12 protein-coding genes and 2 pseudogenes are annotated in these 13,774 nt (G+C 67.4%); 4 read left to right on the top strand and 10 right to left on the bottom strand.

Annotation, left to right across the window (positions count from 1 at the left end; all coding sequences use genetic code 11):
* Window positions 1-274: pseudogene (locus tag IEZ21_RS48990) on the top strand (hypothetical protein); the annotation flags it as partial.
* 197 nt (window positions 275-471) lie between these two features.
* A complete protein-coding gene (locus IEZ21_RS40050) occupies window positions 472-1,122 on the top strand; it encodes a hypothetical protein (protein WP_189326740.1) in 651 nt (216 codons plus the stop codon).
* A gap of 94 nt (window positions 1,123-1,216) precedes the next feature.
* Here the strand turns inward: IEZ21_RS40050 and IEZ21_RS48125 are convergent, their stop codons facing one another.
* The 9 genes from IEZ21_RS48125 to IEZ21_RS40010 all read right to left on the bottom strand — a co-directional run bounded on the left by IEZ21_RS48125 (window position 1,217) and on the right by IEZ21_RS40010 (window position 9,948).
* Window positions 1,217-1,591 (bottom strand): nitroreductase/quinone reductase family protein, encoded by a 375-nt coding sequence (locus IEZ21_RS48125; RefSeq protein ID WP_373302358.1) that lies wholly within the window; start codon window positions 1,589-1,591, stop codon window positions 1,217-1,219.
* A complete protein-coding gene (locus IEZ21_RS40045) occupies window positions 1,500-3,308 on the bottom strand; it encodes a glycoside hydrolase family 15 protein (protein WP_189326739.1) in 1,809 nt (602 codons plus the stop codon). The genes IEZ21_RS48125 and IEZ21_RS40045 overlap by 92 nt, the downstream gene beginning before the upstream one ends.
* Window positions 3,309-3,370: 62 nt before the next feature.
* Window positions 3,371-3,796: a PPC domain-containing DNA-binding protein gene (locus tag IEZ21_RS40040; protein ID WP_189326738.1), complete on the bottom strand. Its 426-nt coding sequence runs from the start codon at window positions 3,794-3,796 to the stop codon at window positions 3,371-3,373.
* A 78-nt stretch (window positions 3,797-3,874) separates the two neighbouring features.
* Window positions 3,875-4,774 carry a sugar phosphate isomerase/epimerase family protein gene (locus IEZ21_RS40035; protein ID WP_189326737.1) on the bottom strand — a complete coding sequence of 300 codons (900 nt, stop codon included), beginning with the start codon at window positions 4,772-4,774 and terminating at the stop codon, window positions 3,875-3,877.
* Between the two features lie 54 nt (window positions 4,775-4,828).
* The gene (iolE, locus tag IEZ21_RS40030) at window positions 4,829-5,725 is read right to left on the bottom strand and encodes a myo-inosose-2 dehydratase (RefSeq protein ID WP_189326736.1); all 897 of its coding nucleotides are present in this window, start codon (window positions 5,723-5,725) and stop codon (window positions 4,829-4,831) included.
* A 9-nt stretch (window positions 5,726-5,734) separates the two neighbouring features.
* On the bottom strand, window positions 5,735-7,342 hold the full coding sequence (locus IEZ21_RS40025) for a pyranose oxidase (RefSeq protein ID WP_189326735.1): 1,608 nt from the start codon (window positions 7,340-7,342) through the stop codon (window positions 5,735-5,737).
* Between the two features lie 5 nt (window positions 7,343-7,347).
* On the bottom strand, window positions 7,348-7,833 hold the full coding sequence (locus IEZ21_RS40020) for a cupin domain-containing protein (RefSeq protein WP_189326734.1): 486 nt from the start codon (window positions 7,831-7,833) through the stop codon (window positions 7,348-7,350).
* Between the two features lie 378 nt (window positions 7,834-8,211).
* Window positions 8,212-9,012, bottom strand: a complete 801-nt coding sequence (locus IEZ21_RS40015; RefSeq protein ID WP_246568670.1) for a bestrophin-like domain — start codon at window positions 9,010-9,012, stop codon at window positions 8,212-8,214.
* Between the two features lie 153 nt (window positions 9,013-9,165).
* Window positions 9,166-9,948, bottom strand: a complete 783-nt coding sequence (locus IEZ21_RS40010; protein ID WP_189326733.1) for an MIP/aquaporin family protein — start codon at window positions 9,946-9,948, stop codon at window positions 9,166-9,168.
* Window positions 9,949-10,338: 390 nt separating this feature from the next.
* Here IEZ21_RS40010 and IEZ21_RS40005 point away from each other — a divergent pair.
* Window positions 10,339-10,953 (top strand): annotated as a pseudogene (locus tag IEZ21_RS40005) (DUF5753 domain-containing protein); the annotation flags it as partial.
* A gap of 263 nt (window positions 10,954-11,216) precedes the next feature.
* Window positions 11,217-12,737, top strand: coding sequence for an alpha/beta hydrolase (locus IEZ21_RS40000; protein ID WP_189326732.1), 1,521 nt, complete (start codon window positions 11,217-11,219; stop codon window positions 12,735-12,737).
* 300 nt (window positions 12,738-13,037) lie between these two features.
* On the opposite strand, the gene IEZ21_RS39995 is transcribed toward IEZ21_RS40000, so the two are convergent.
* The gene (locus tag IEZ21_RS39995) at window positions 13,038-13,748 is read right to left on the bottom strand and encodes a Cap15 family cyclic dinucleotide receptor domain-containing protein (protein ID WP_189326731.1); all 711 of its coding nucleotides are present in this window, start codon (window positions 13,746-13,748) and stop codon (window positions 13,038-13,040) included.
* Between the last annotated feature and the right edge of the window lie 26 nt (window positions 13,749-13,774).

The raw sequence follows: 13,774 nt of genomic DNA, 5'->3' as shown, positions 1-13,774 counted from the left end.
CGTCCTGTTCACCGACAGCCCGTTCGTGCTCGCCCAGGCCGAACCCATGCACCGCGAACACGCCCAGGTCGAGCAGGTCTTCGCCGACCTCGAAGACTGCACGCTCGCCCACCTGCCCTCGGGCAAGTTCACCGCGAACTCCCCCAGAGGGGGTACCCCCAGCCTGGCTCACCCTGGCGGCCACCGCCTCACCCTCCACCTGCCCAGGCACTGGCGCTGGGAAGACGACTTCACCGACCTGTGGACCGCGACCGGCCAGCGCATGCTCACCTGAACCACGCGACCGCCCTGCCCGCCCACGACCCGAAAGACCTCGGAGATCCCGCACCGGACGGCCACCCGGCACCCACCGCTGCCCGCACCCCGAAGAAACACCCAGAACCCACCCGACACCCGTGATCAGAATTCACGCGGTGGATCGAGGCTCAGCACTGAACTGAACTGACTGGCGCGGTTCGTCATACTGCGCGCATGCACTTCGGGGTGGTCGTAGCGGTCCTTTACTGCGTGCAGTTCAGCCGGGAACTGGGCGAGAGCGAGGTCGAGCGCATTGCTCGCATGATCCTTGAGCAGCCGATTTACGACCTCACCACGGAGGAGCAGTACGCCTCGATCAAGGCGGCGCTCGCCGAGGACTCCTGGGAGCGGGACCTGTCCTGGCAGCCGCATGACGAGCCGTCCGTACGGGACTTCCTGCGGCGTCTGCTGGAACGACTGGACGCGCTGAGGCCGTGGCAGGAGCCGCCCTTCCGCTCCCTCGGGCTGGACCGCTGGGAGGAGTACAAACGCGGGACCCTTCTGGCTTACGTGCGGCTGGACTTCCTGCCGAAGGACCCGCTGCAGGTGCGCATGCGCCCTGTGCCCGGGGATGAGCACCAGCTGCGGGCGCTGGTGCTGCGTCTGAGGTCCGGGGACGAAGTCGCCCTGGTGGCACCGCCGTTCCCGGACGACGACGCGGTACTGATGGCGACGCTGCCGCACCGGCCCGCGGCGACGGTGATCGAGGCGTTCCTGACCCATACGGCATACCCGCGCGAGCGGGTGTCCCCGGCGGCCCGGCACTGGTGGGAGGGACGGAGCGGCGGAACGCTGCCGCCGGGGGTGCACCCGCTGCGGGACTGAACCGGCGAGCCGATCCAGCGGCGGGCCCGCACCAGGGGCGGCCGCCCCGCTCGGCTGCACGCCGGGCACATCAAGTGCAGGGAGCGTGGGCCACCTACGTAGCCGCACGCACGGCGGCGCTGTTCATCCGCGGCAGGGACTTCAGCCGGGCACGGGCGTCGTCCTCCGGCAGCAGGTGGGCGGTGCCGTGGTGCCAACGACCGTTGACGCGCACCCGTACCTTCGGGTCGGCCTTGATGTTGCGGATGTACTGCGACTTCTCGCCGTACTCGGAGAGCAGCCAGAACTCCTGGCCGACGCGGCGCCCGCCGAGCGGAGTGCGGCGGGGCAGTCCTGACGTCCGCCCGATGGTCTCCAGAAGAGTCGCCCCCCGGGGCTCACCCGGAGTGCCGGGAGAGCGCCTGGTCCAGCGAGAGGGCCGCGTTGATGAGGCCGAGGTGTGTGAACGCCTGCGGGAAGTTGCCGAGATAGCGCCCGGTGCCGTCCATCTCCTCGGCATGCAGCCCGACGTGGTTGGAGTAGCTCTGCGCCTTCTCGAAGAACAGCCGGGCTCGTTCCAGGTCCCCGCAGCGGGTCAGGCACTCGATAAACCAGTAGGAGCACATGCAGAACGTCCCCTCGGTGCCGGTCAGCCCGTCCGGCGCCCCCTCCTGGGTGCGGTATCGGTAGACCAGCGAGTCCTCGACGAGCTCGCGTTCGAGTTCCCGCAGTGTGGTCAGCCACCGGGGTTCCCGGGGGGAGAGAAATCCAACCAGTGGCATGAGCAGGCTGGATGCGTCCACCGTCGTGACCCCCCGGTGCTGGACGAACGCCTCCCGTTCCTTGTGCCAGAAACCGTCGTGGATGTCGGAATAGATCTCGTCCCGGGTTTCGCCCCAGCGCTCCAGAGGAGCCGGGAGCGAGCGTCGCCGGGCGATCCTGGCGGCCCGGTCGAGGGCGACCCAGCACATGAACCGGGAGTAGAGGAACTCCTGTTGGCCCCCGCGTACTTCCCAGATGCCGTCGTCCGGACGCCGCCAGTTGCCGGCCACCCAGTCGGCCGAATCCCGCAGGTGCTGCCACAGGTCGTGCGAAACGGGCTCGACATGCTCGTCGTAGAGGTTGACCAGGCGGAGGAACTCGCCATAGATGTCGAGTTGGAGCTGGTCGTACGCCCCGTTGCCGATGCGCACCGGTGCCGATCCCTGGTATCCGTGCAGGTGCTCCAGCACCCCCTCGTCAAGGTCGCGCCGGCCGTCGATGCCGTACATGATCTGCAGTCTTCCGTGCTCGTCCGCCTCCCGGTAGCGCTCCAGAACCCACTCGATGAACGCCCGGGGTTCCTCGGTGAATCCGAGCCGGAGGAACGTAGCGGCCGTCAGCGACGCATCCCGTATCCAGGTGTACCGGTAGTCCCAGTTGCGTTCGCCCCCGACGAGTTCCGGCAGCCCGAACGTGGCTGCGGCGGCGATCGACCCGTAGGTCTCCGAGGTGAGCAGCTTCAGTGCCAGCGCCGAACGGATGACGTCCTCCCGCCATCTGCCCTGGTAGGTGCAGCGACTCACCCAGTGCCGCCAGTACGCGACGGTGTGACGGAAGGCGTGTTTGACCCAGCCCGGTTTGGAGCTCGGCGACTTGTCGTTCGGAGAAGCGGCCTCGATCACGAAGTCCAGCTCTTCGTTGGGCAGCAGAGCGAACTCCGCGACCGCCTCCCCGCCTTCTATGCGCAACTCGATCGGGCTCTGCAGCCGAAGGGCCGTCCCGTCGGCATCTTTGGGGATGAAGAACACCGCCCCGTCCCGCTGCTCGGTCCGGTGCGGTGACCTCGCGTAGTCGAAGCGCGGCGCGCAGCGGAACCGGAAACCGAATCTGCCGCGCACTCCCTTCACCCTGCGGACGATGGCATGCGTGTGGCGTACATCCCCGACCGGCATGAAGTCGGTCACCTCACCGACTCCGTCGGCCGAGAGGAAGCGAGTGAGGAGGACATTGGTCTCCGGCAGGTAGATCTGCCTGAGCCGTGCGCCGTCCGCCGCCGGGCTGATCTGGAAGGTGCCGCCCTCGGTGTCATCGAGCATGGCCCCGAACACCGTGGGGGAGTCGAATCGCGGCAGGCACAGGAAGTCGATCGACCCGTCAGTCGCCACCATCGCAACGGTGTGCATGTCGCCGATCACACCGTAGTCCTCGATTGGCCTGTAGCCCATGTCGTCGTCTCCCTGTCGGGCGTGCGGGTACGGAAAAGGCCGAAGTGCTGTCCTCGGTGGGTCTACCTGTGGTGGGGACCCGGCCGGTGCGCCGACTCGGTGAGCGTGACGATGAGCACGGGGCGCACGACCCCCCGCAGCAGATGGCCGCCCAGGGTGGATCCGTCCGGACGTCCCAGCACCGCGTGGATGTGCACATTCGGGTCCTCGCCGTCACGGGTGATCTCCCCGGTGAGGCTGAGCACCTCGACCTGGTGCTCGGGTACGGGGATCTCGTCGAAGGTCTTCGTTTCGACGTTGAAATAGGCAAGCGTCGTCTGCTGGAAGCCTCCGATGGCCTGAAACGAAGCCTGCGTGATCTCCTCCTCGCGTGCGAATGCCGCAAGCTGCTCCACGACCTCCTCCCCGGGATCGAGCACCACGGAATAGCTGCGTTGCTCCGTGTCACCGACGGGCTGCGGCGCTTCGCCGAGGAGACGGGTGAGCATGGTCTTGCCTCCTTTTGTCCTGAGGCCGGCTGCTCCCTGGCTGCGGGGGCTCTGGGCAGGGCCGGCGTGCGCTTACCGCTACTCGCCCTTCCGGGGTGAGCCGTTGGAGGTGGCGGCCTCCGCGGCCCGGACCTGGGTCTCGATGAAGCCGTGCGCGTGGCGGGCCAGGTCCTCGGAGTCGGTCCAAAGGTCCCGCCAGATGCACAGCGCGTTGGACAGCTCGGGTTCGACCACGGCGGAGGAGAACGCCTCGAACGTGATCGGCCCGGCGTAGCCCACTAGGGCCAGCGCCCGGAAGAAGGCGGCGAAGTCCGTTCTGCCGGATCCGGGATAGCCGCGGTGGTTCTCCCCGATGTGCACGTACCCGAGCAGATCACCGCTGGTGAGGACGGGGCGGACCATGTCCGGCTCCTCAATGCTCATGTGGTAGGTGTCGAGGTGCACACAGACGTTGGGCCGGTCGATCTCCTTGATCAGTTCCACCGCCTGCACGGCGGTGTTGATCAAGTTGGTCTCGTACCGGTTGCAGATCTCGATGCCCAGACGGATACCGGCATCGGCAGCGCGTGACGCGACGCGCCGGAGTACCTCGACGCACTGCGCCCGTCCCTGGGGTGTGGCGGGGCTCGCATAGCGCCCGAGCTTGCTGTACACGGTGCCGGTCAGGTAGTCCCCGCCCAGGTGGCGGACCGTTTCGACGCCGTGGCTGAGGCGCCGCTCACCGGCTGCGACAGCATCCGGATCCTCGCTGGTGATGTCGGTCCCCTCGGTGAGGAACAGGTTTCCGGTCATCGCGAGTTCATGGTCATCGAGTGCGCGGCGGGTCTCCGCGGTGTCGACGTCCCAGGCGTCGAGCAGCGGAATCTCCAAACGGTCGTATCCACAAGCCCGGGTGTTGGCCGCGGTGCGCCTCGCGCTGTCCGCGTCCCAGGTGCCCGTCCATACCAACGCGTGTACTCCAAGGGTCTGGGGTCGCATGGCTCTCCCTTCCCGGTCGGCATGTCAAGGCCCGGTCGTCCGTGACCAGGTGATTCACAGCCCGGTGACTTTTCGCAGATACTCGCGCGCTTTCCTGGCGTATGTCAGAGGGTGCGCCTTCGCAGGGTCCTGCTCGGCCTCGACCACGAGCCAGCCCTCATATCCTGCGTCGGCGAGCGCGCCCAGAATGGGTTCGAAGTCGAGCATGCCGTCGCCGGGCACCGTGAAGATCCCGGCCAGGACCGCGTCATGGAAGCTCAGGTCTTCGCGGCGAGACCTTTCCAGAACCTCCGGGCGCAGGTCCTTGAGGTGGACGTGCTTGATGCGCGAGGCGTGTTCCCGGGCGAGTGCCAGAGGGTCGTCACCCGCCCAGCGCAGGTGGCCGGTGTCGAGCAGCAGGTGCACCAGCGCGGGGTCGGTGCCGGCGAGGAGGCGATCCACCTCTGCCCGGTTCTGCACCGCGGTGCCCATGTGGTGGTGATAGCACAGCCGCATGCCCTGTTCCGCCGCCATCCGGCCGAGCTCCTCGAGACCGGACAGAAGCGTCCGCCAAGAGGTCTCGTCCGGAACGGGCTTGTTGGAGAACAGGGCGACCGGCTGCTGGTGTACGGCGTGGCCGAGTTCCGCTACGACGATCTTGGTGCCACCCATGGCCTTGATGAAGGCCAACTGGCGCTGGAATTCGCTGATCGTCCGCTCCCGCATGCCCTTGGCCGTGAAGTACGTACTGACCCACGGTTCAGTGATGCGGAGGCCGCGCAGCTCAAGCGCGGCGCGCAGGGTCTCCGGATCGGTGGGGAACTTGTGACCGACGCTGCACCCCTGGAACCCCGCCAGCGCGATCTCACTGACGCACTGCTCGAAGGGGATGCTGTCTCCGATCGCCGGAAAGTCGTCGTTGGTCCAGCCGGTGGGCGTGATACCGAGGGATACCTTGTCGGGATCGAACATGATTTCTCCTCAGCGGGTACCCGAACGGTCGAGGATGTGCCGGGCCGACTTCAGCGCCATCGCGACACTGGTCAGCGTCGGGTTGCTCGCAGCCCCTCGCGGGATGACGTTGTTGCCACCGAGGTACAGGTTGTCCACACCCCACACCTTGGAGTCGGTGTCCACGACACTGGTCTCGGCGTTGTCGCCCATCCGCGTGGTCCCGGCGCTGTGCAGTGGAAGTCCGGGCTGCACGAACTGCGGTTCCGATCCCGGCAGGAACCCGCCCAGGGCGTTCGCCGCCCGCAGCATGTCGCGCATCATCGCATGCTGGTTGACGCGGTCCTCTTTGCCGAGCGTGAAGGTGAAAGTGGGCTGGGGCATGCCGAAGATGTCTTCGTGGGTGTCCGAGAAAGCCACCCGGTTGTCGTAGCTCGGCTCGACGACGCCGAACCAACGCAGGTCGACGATGAGCCGGCTGTCGACGTTGGGGGCCACATCACCGTAGTGGAAGGCGTCACGGTGGATCTGGCAGTGCCAGGGACGGCTCTCCGACAGCGGGATCCACACATTGGGTTCCGGATCGTCCGCAGGGATCGGAACCGGGTCCCGCGGGTAGCGCTTGCGGTGCTCGCGGACGGCCTCGGCGAAGCGGGAGTCGGACTCGATGCGGTCGACAAAGGACTGACGCAGCACGATCTGGCAGAAGGAGACCGGCTGCTCGGTCAGGTACCGACCCAGCGGCTCCGGGCGGATGTGCGAGGCGTACAGGAGCTGCGGGGTGAGGACGGCGCCACAGGCGACGACGAAGTTCTCCGCCTCGATGCGGAGCGTCCGCCACTGCCCAAGGTCCTGCACTTCGGCGTACTCCACCCTGCTGCCGTCCGGACTGCGCACCAGGCGCCGGCACAGGTGCTCCGCGAGAAGGCTGAACGTCCCGTCGTGCCGCCCGTCGGCGAGCGGCCCGAGCACGGTGTCCGCACCGGTCCAGTGGACGTACCGAGGGTTGTCGAGGCGCCGTTCAACGGCGAGCGGCAGGTTCTGCACGTTGTAGGGCTCAGGCAGGTCGGTGTACTCCGAGCGCAGCACGTCAGCCACAACCTGGTGCCGGACCGAGTGCTCGAACACATCGGTGCGTGTGTTGAGCAGCCGCTCACCCGCCTGGTAGAGGGAGTCCCATTCCGCGGGCGGGATGAGGTCGCTCCGCTCGATGCTCGGGTGGTGGCGGGGAGTCGCACACGTCCAGTGGGTCGCCATCCCGCCCACCGCGTAGGTCGCCGCCGCGGCGGTCAGATCCTTGGCGGGATCCTGCTCCGGGTTTTGGTTGTTCTGTACGAACCCCTCGTACTGGTTCAGGTCGACCTGGTAGGCGCTGGGGTCGAGGGTCACCACGGGAGCGTTGTTGGACGGTACCGACAGCAGATGCAGGTGACCGCGGATGACCGATGAGAAGAGATCCAGGTTGCGCTGGTACAGGAAGCTGTTCTTGAGGTGCTCACCGGGGCGCCCGGAGAGCCTCGCCCCGGCATCGATCATGCACACATGCTGGCCGCCTTCGACGAGTTCACGTGCGAACGAGGACCCTACGGGGCCGGATCCGATAACCAGTGTGTCCGCTTGGATGGCATTCTGGCTCACTGCGGTCACTCCTCGATCTCCTGGCCGTACTTGAGGCTGACGCGGTGCGCCCTGGCGATGTACTCCGGTGTGACGGCAGGTCCCGCCTGCCCTTCGACCACCGGTTCCCCTATTTCCTCGAAGAACTTCTCGAAGCCGGCCGGTGTGAACAGGAGGAGGATCTTGCTCTGCTCCTCTCCCGGGTTTCTGAACTGGTGCAGGACGCCCTGAGGGAAATGCACCAGGGAGCCGGCGCCGACCCTGACCATCTCGCCCTTGTCCAGCACAGCGAGTTCGCCTTCGAGTACGTAGACGGACTCGCTCTCCCTGTGGTGGATGTGGCGGGGGGTGCCACCCCCAGGGGGGACGAGCGTCTCGATGAGTGTCAGTCTGCCCTTGGTCTCCTCGGAGGCCAGTTTGATCGTGTCCACGTCGCCATAGACCCAGTAGCGTGGGCCGGCACCCGCCGGAATGTGCAGGGTCTTCAGCACTTGCTGGCCTTGTGTGCTCATGGCTGTCCCTTCGCGCCCGGTGACAAGTCAGGCCGATCTGGGTGGTGGGTTGCCCGCGGCCAAGAAGCCGTCCGCTCCTCCGGCACTTCCAAGGGGGCAACCACGGGGCCCCGGCAGGGAATGCGCTCCCGCCAGGCCATGCCCTGGGAGCCGCCGACAAACCGCGTTCAGGAAACGTGAGGAGAACAGGAGCGGCGCGGAAATAAGGGTAACTATCCAGCTTTTACCCCCTTTGTCCTGTGTAGCACGCCTATGTGGGATCGGCGACCGCGGAGGATGCCTCACAGAGCATCCGAGCGGGCCGGGCGAGGATGGAGCCCCCGGTGGAAGCCGTCCCTCGAGGCGAGCCGATCCGGTTCAAGACATACCGAGAACGGTTCATCGAAGGGTGCCGAGTGCCTGGATTTCCTGGATCACCGTCTGCATCGACTCCGGTGACGCGGACAACTCGCCCAAGAACGGATACGACAGCTCCAGGACGAGGAACAGGTTGGCGGCAACGAGGACACTCATCGCCCCGACCATCCCGTAGTGCAGCCTGGCGTCCTCCAGGCCGAAGATGACGGAGAACCCGAGCGTCAGTGCGCTGGCCAGCAGGATCACTGCCCAGAGAGAGCTTGTCGGGCCGGTTTCCTGGAGGGCGTGGAGCACACGTTCAGTGCGCAGGATGCTCACCTCCCTGAGATCCTCTTGGGACTCTTCGAGGAACGCCCGCTGTGTGTCGTTGCCCGGCTCCAGTTCCTCGTACGTGGTGTACAGCCCTTCAAGCGCGTGGTCGGCCTCGGCCGTGGTATGGCCTGTCGCGGCTGTGGGCCACTCGGCCACCACCGAGCGTGTGTACGCCAGGGCGCTCTGCCGAATCCGGCTGCGCGTGGTGTCATCGAACACATCAGCGTCCTTGGCCAGTTGGAGCACCATGGAGGCCTCGGTCTGCGTCGCGTAGGACTCCGTTTTGACCTCCTCCCAGAGGCTAAAGGCGATGAAGCTGATGACGAAGGCGTAGACGACGCCGACGACGGCGATCAGAAAGCCGGCGATGTCGTTGTGCTTGCCGTTCCGGAGGCTGGGGAAGTGGTGCCGGACACGCGACTGGACAAGCGCTGTCCCCCCGGTGACGACCACGACGAGCACGGTCAGCATCAACCAGGACGGTACGTTGGCCACGATCCATCGGTTCACGGCTCCACACTCCTGAGATCATTCGCGGTCCGCAGCCACGGATGCGTTGCCCGACGAACACGATGGAGTCCGAACACGAGCCGTTCCCCTTGCCGGACGGACGGAGTCGACGCACGCCGTGATGTCCGTCCCGGTCCGCAGGACCCGAGCGGTTCACTGGGTGGGAGTGCGGTGTTCGGCCCGGGTGTAGTGGCAGTCGAGGAAGCGGCAGGCATAGGTGTCGTCGTGCATGAGCTTGGCGCAAGCGACGGTGTGTCGCTTCCGACGGTAGAGGACGGCCGCTGCGAGCGCCCCCACAGGCGGTGCGATCAGGTATATCCACAGATGGGGCCAGGTGCGGGAGACGAGTGCCGGGCCGAGGCTGCGCGCCGGATTGAGGCTGGTCCCGGAGACCGGCGCGCAGGCGAAGATCAGCCACAGCACCAACAACCCGACGGCGGCCCCCGTGAACGGCATCAACAGCGGTCGGTCGACGAAGTTGAGGATCAACGTCACCAGCAGGAAAGTCATGGCGGCCTCAACCGCTGCCGCCGCCCATGTACCTCCGACACCCGGCTCGGTGACGCCCAAGTCGATGCTGGTGGCGTGCCGTCCCCAGGCCAGAAAAACCACTACCGCTCCGAGTGTGGCTCCTGCGACCTGCGCCGCGACATACCCGGCGGCACCGCGCCAGGTGATCTTGCCAAGCCGCAGAAACGCCAGGGTGACGGCCGGGTTGAGGTGTCCCCCGCTGATCCGCCCGACCGGCGAGTAGACGATCCCTGCGATCACGCAGCCGACGAGGGCACCGGTCAACAGTCGGCGCAGATCGGCGCTGGGAATCGCCGTGACCACCGGCGAACCGGACGCGAAGACCGCCACCAGCACGCTGAGCACGAGCCCGAGGAAGACCATGGTCCCCAGGAACTCGGCGGCGATTTCACGCCACGTGGGCATCAGAGATCCTTCGACTGCGGGCGGTGCGGCGTTCCGCCCCGTTGGCCGCCCATGCCTCTCTGCCTCCTGATCCGGGCACGGAACGGGACAGCACACAGATAGCGACTGATGTCGTGTCCAAGCTTCCTCCTGCACAGCTGAGCCGACACGGTGCGTGCATCTCCTGAGAACGCAACGTGTGTCGTCGGGCCGTGTGGCACCCGGGATCTCCGCGCGCTCGCCCACAGCGGACAATTCCGCCACTGATCCTTCTCTGTCTGCCGCCGGCCGGGCGTGAGGCGCGCCGAGTGAGCCGTGGGGTGCGGATGACGTCCGGCAGCGGTACATGCCCGGGACCCGGTCGCCGCGCTGCGACGCGCCACCCAACCGGAACTGGTCGTGGTCATCGCCTCCCAGCACGCGGAGTCGCTCTACCGCGAGTGGCGGCAGCGCGTGCGCTCCGGTCTGCGAAAGCTCCAGGACAGCTACGTGGAGCTGTACCGGTCGACGGAGCTGCTGCGCGTGTACTCACCCGTCCTGGTTCCTGGGCTGTTGCAGACCGAGGGATACGCGCGGGCCTTGCTGAGCAGCAACGCCCGCTTCCTCGGCGTTCCCGACGACGCGGCCGAAGCGGCGGCGGCGCGCCTGGAGCGCTCGCAGATCATCCACGAGCCAGGACATCGCTTCGTGATGCTCATCGAGGAGGCAGTGCTCTACTACCAGCTCGGCGACGCGGAGGCGATGGCCGCCCAGTTGGGCTACCTCCTCACGGCCGGAGCGCTCCCTGCGGTCTCCTTCGGCATCATCCCGACGTCAACGCGCGAACGGGTGCTGTGGCCACAGGAGACGTTCGACGTGCACGACGACACGCTCGTCTCCGTCGAGCTGATCTCCGCCGAGGTGAACGTCACCCAGCCCTCCGAAATCGCCCTGTACATCAAGGCGTTCGAGCAGCTCCGCAGCATGGCCGTGTACGGCGCCGAAGCGCGGGCGCTGATCGTCAAGGCCATCGACGCGCTCGGCTGAAGCAGCCCGACAGCGAGCCTGAGCTGTGGGTCATGCTGGGCAAGCTCGGCGGATCACGGCACCATGCTCCTAGTCATCGACCCGCTCGCCTCGATCGACGCCTGCCGCTGGCGGTCGCCCGCGAGGCGGCGGGCATCGCAGATGCCATCCCGCTCCATGCCGCACACATCCCGGGTGCGCCCCCTGTTGGGTAAACCCCCCTGAAAACAGGCCGGTTAGCCGGATGGAACGGCCGGAGCCGATCCGTGAGGCTCTTCCGGGTGATGAAAACCAAGCGAGCCAAGCGAAACGTCATACTGATCGCCGCAGCCGCCGCGATTCTCGGGCCCACCGTGCCCCTTACCGCGACGGCCTCAACTCCCGTCACCCCTAAGCCCCTTGAATGGGCGAAGTGCGAGGGGAGCGGGCTCGACCCCCGGCAGGAGTGCGCGACCGTCCACGTACCGATGGACTACTCCGACCCCGGCGGCAAGAAGATCGGCATCGCCGTCTCCCGTATCCCCAGCGAGAAGCCGACCGTACGCCGCGGGGCCTTACTGCTGATCGCCGGCGGCCCCGGCGGTGGCAGCCTCGACGAGATCTCCGGGAAGGGGCAGAAGCTGCCGCAAGAGGTACGGAACGCGTACGACCTGATCGGGTTCGATCCCCGGGGGGTCGGCCGCTCCGCCCCGGTCAGCTGCGGTCTCGATAGCGGTGACCTGGTCAGGTCCAAGTACTTTCCGTGGCCCGCCCCTGACGGGTCCGTCACCGAGAGCATGGTCACCGCCCGGCGGGTGGCCGACGCCTGCGAGCGTAACGGTGGCGAGCTGATGCGGCACATCAGCAGCGCCGACAACGCTCGCGACATCGACCGCATCCGAGCGGCGCTCGGTGAGCGGAAGCTGTCCGCGTGGGGTCTCTCGTACGGGTCGTATGTCGGCGCCGTCTACGGTCAGTTGTTCCCGCACCGCACCGACCGCTTCGTGCTGGACAGCAACCTGGACGGGAACGGCGATCGCGTCCATGGCCAGGTTGGCCGCGCCTTGTGGGCAGGGTTCGAGGCCGGCGTCGAGGACGTCTTCCCAGAGTTCGCCAAGTGGGCTTCGGCGCCCGGGGAATACCACCTTGCGGATACGGCGGCCGAGGTGCGACCGCTCTTCCTGCGGCTGGCCGCACGCCTCGACCGCGAGCCGATCCCGTGGCCGGGCGCCAACACGGCCGAGCTGAACGGCAATGTGCTGCGCCAGGCCATGGTGGACGCGTTCTACGACCCCGAGGGCTTCCCAGCTCTGGCTCAGTTGATCCTGGCCGCGCAGAAGGGCACGGTCCCGCCCGCGCCCGAGCCGCCCCCCGAGGCGCTCATGCAGAACGCCCTCGCCGTCACCCACGCCACCACCTGCAACGACAGCGAGTGGCCCGAGTCAAGTGCGCAGTATCAGAAGGAAGTTGACCAGAGTCGGGCAAAGTATCCGCTGACCGCGGGGATGCCGAGGAACGCGACGGCCTGCGCGGCCTGGCCCTATCCACTGAAGCAGGATCCGGTACGGATCACCGACCGGGGGCCGTCCACCATCCTGCTCGTGCAGAACAAGCGTGACCCGGCCGCCCCGCTGAGCGGCGCACGCAACCTCCGTGCCGCTCTCGGTAAGCGCGCCGTCATGGTGACCGTCGACTCCACCGGGCACGACGCCTATCTCGGCAACGGCAACGCGTGCGGAGACCGGACCGTCACCCGCTATCTGGCGACGGGCGAACGACCCGCCCGGGACACCTACTGCGGCGGGGCGAGCGGACGGACGCCTTGACAGCGCGTCTGTGCGCGGGGGTGATGCTGGTGGGGTGACCGAACCAGGCAGACGGGTACTGCTGCTGGGCGCGTCCGGGGTCGGAGTTGCGGCCGGGCTCGGGCCGTACCCGGGCGGATTTCTCCAGCGCCTCGGCGAGCATCTGGCGGCGCAACACGCGCGCGGTGTACGCCGAGACGTCCCCCTCGGCCTTCACGAAGGCGGCCACAGGGACAGGCCCCGGTCCGCGAAGCGGAACGCAGTCTGGCAGCAGGGCCGCCCTTCCTCGCTGTGCCCGGCGTGCGGCAACGGTGGCCGGGATCAGCTGGTGGTGTGCTCTGGGTCGGCGGCCTGCGCTTCGGCGAAGGTGCAGTAGTCGGTGGAGCGGTTGATCAGGGTGAAGTCCATGTCGCCGGCGGTGAACCGGCTGGTGTAGTAGTGCCCGGCAGCGGCCCGGGGGTTCAGGCCCGTGACGGAGATCCGGCATGCCCCTTCGTGCCGGGGGCTGCGGTGCTGGTGCTCCGCGCGGGGCGTGTTGTCGTACAGGAACCCGATCTCGGCAGTACCGGAGTTCTCGGGGGAGCCGATGGTGGCGTTGCTCGACCGGGAGGTGCTCTCCTTCGTGCGAAGCGTGGCGTGCAGGCTCCAGAAGGTCTGCTCGACCGTCATGTAGGTGATGATCGGGCCCCGGTTTCCTCCCTCGGGTATTCGGCTTTCCGGACTCGGGGACAGCACCACGCGCCAGGTGCCGGTGACCCAGGGTCGACCGGTGAAACGGTGAATGACGGGCCAGCGCCAGGCCCACTTGTCGAAGACAATGACGCCGTATCCGACAGCGGCCGGAATGTAGGCGAACAGGTACCGGAACTGCGACGGGTACAGGCCCCTCGTTGGGGGTGTCCGTGCTGCAGGAGTGGGGCGCCTCGAAGGGCGGGAAGCTGCTGTGGGCCGAGTGTGGGGAGGCGCGGTGAGCGGGGCGGTGCGGGCCGTGGGAAGTGACGTGCGATGTCCGCCTTGGGCGCACGGCGCCATACTTGGAGGTGGAGCGATGCCCGTAT

Source organism: Streptomyces flaveus, from assembly GCF_014647675.1.
Lineage (GTDB): Bacteria > Actinomycetota > Actinomycetes > Streptomycetales > Streptomycetaceae > Streptomyces > Streptomyces flaveus.
The sequence above is the reverse complement of the archived record's forward strand: the minus strand, read 5'-3'. Positions and strand labels throughout refer to the sequence as shown.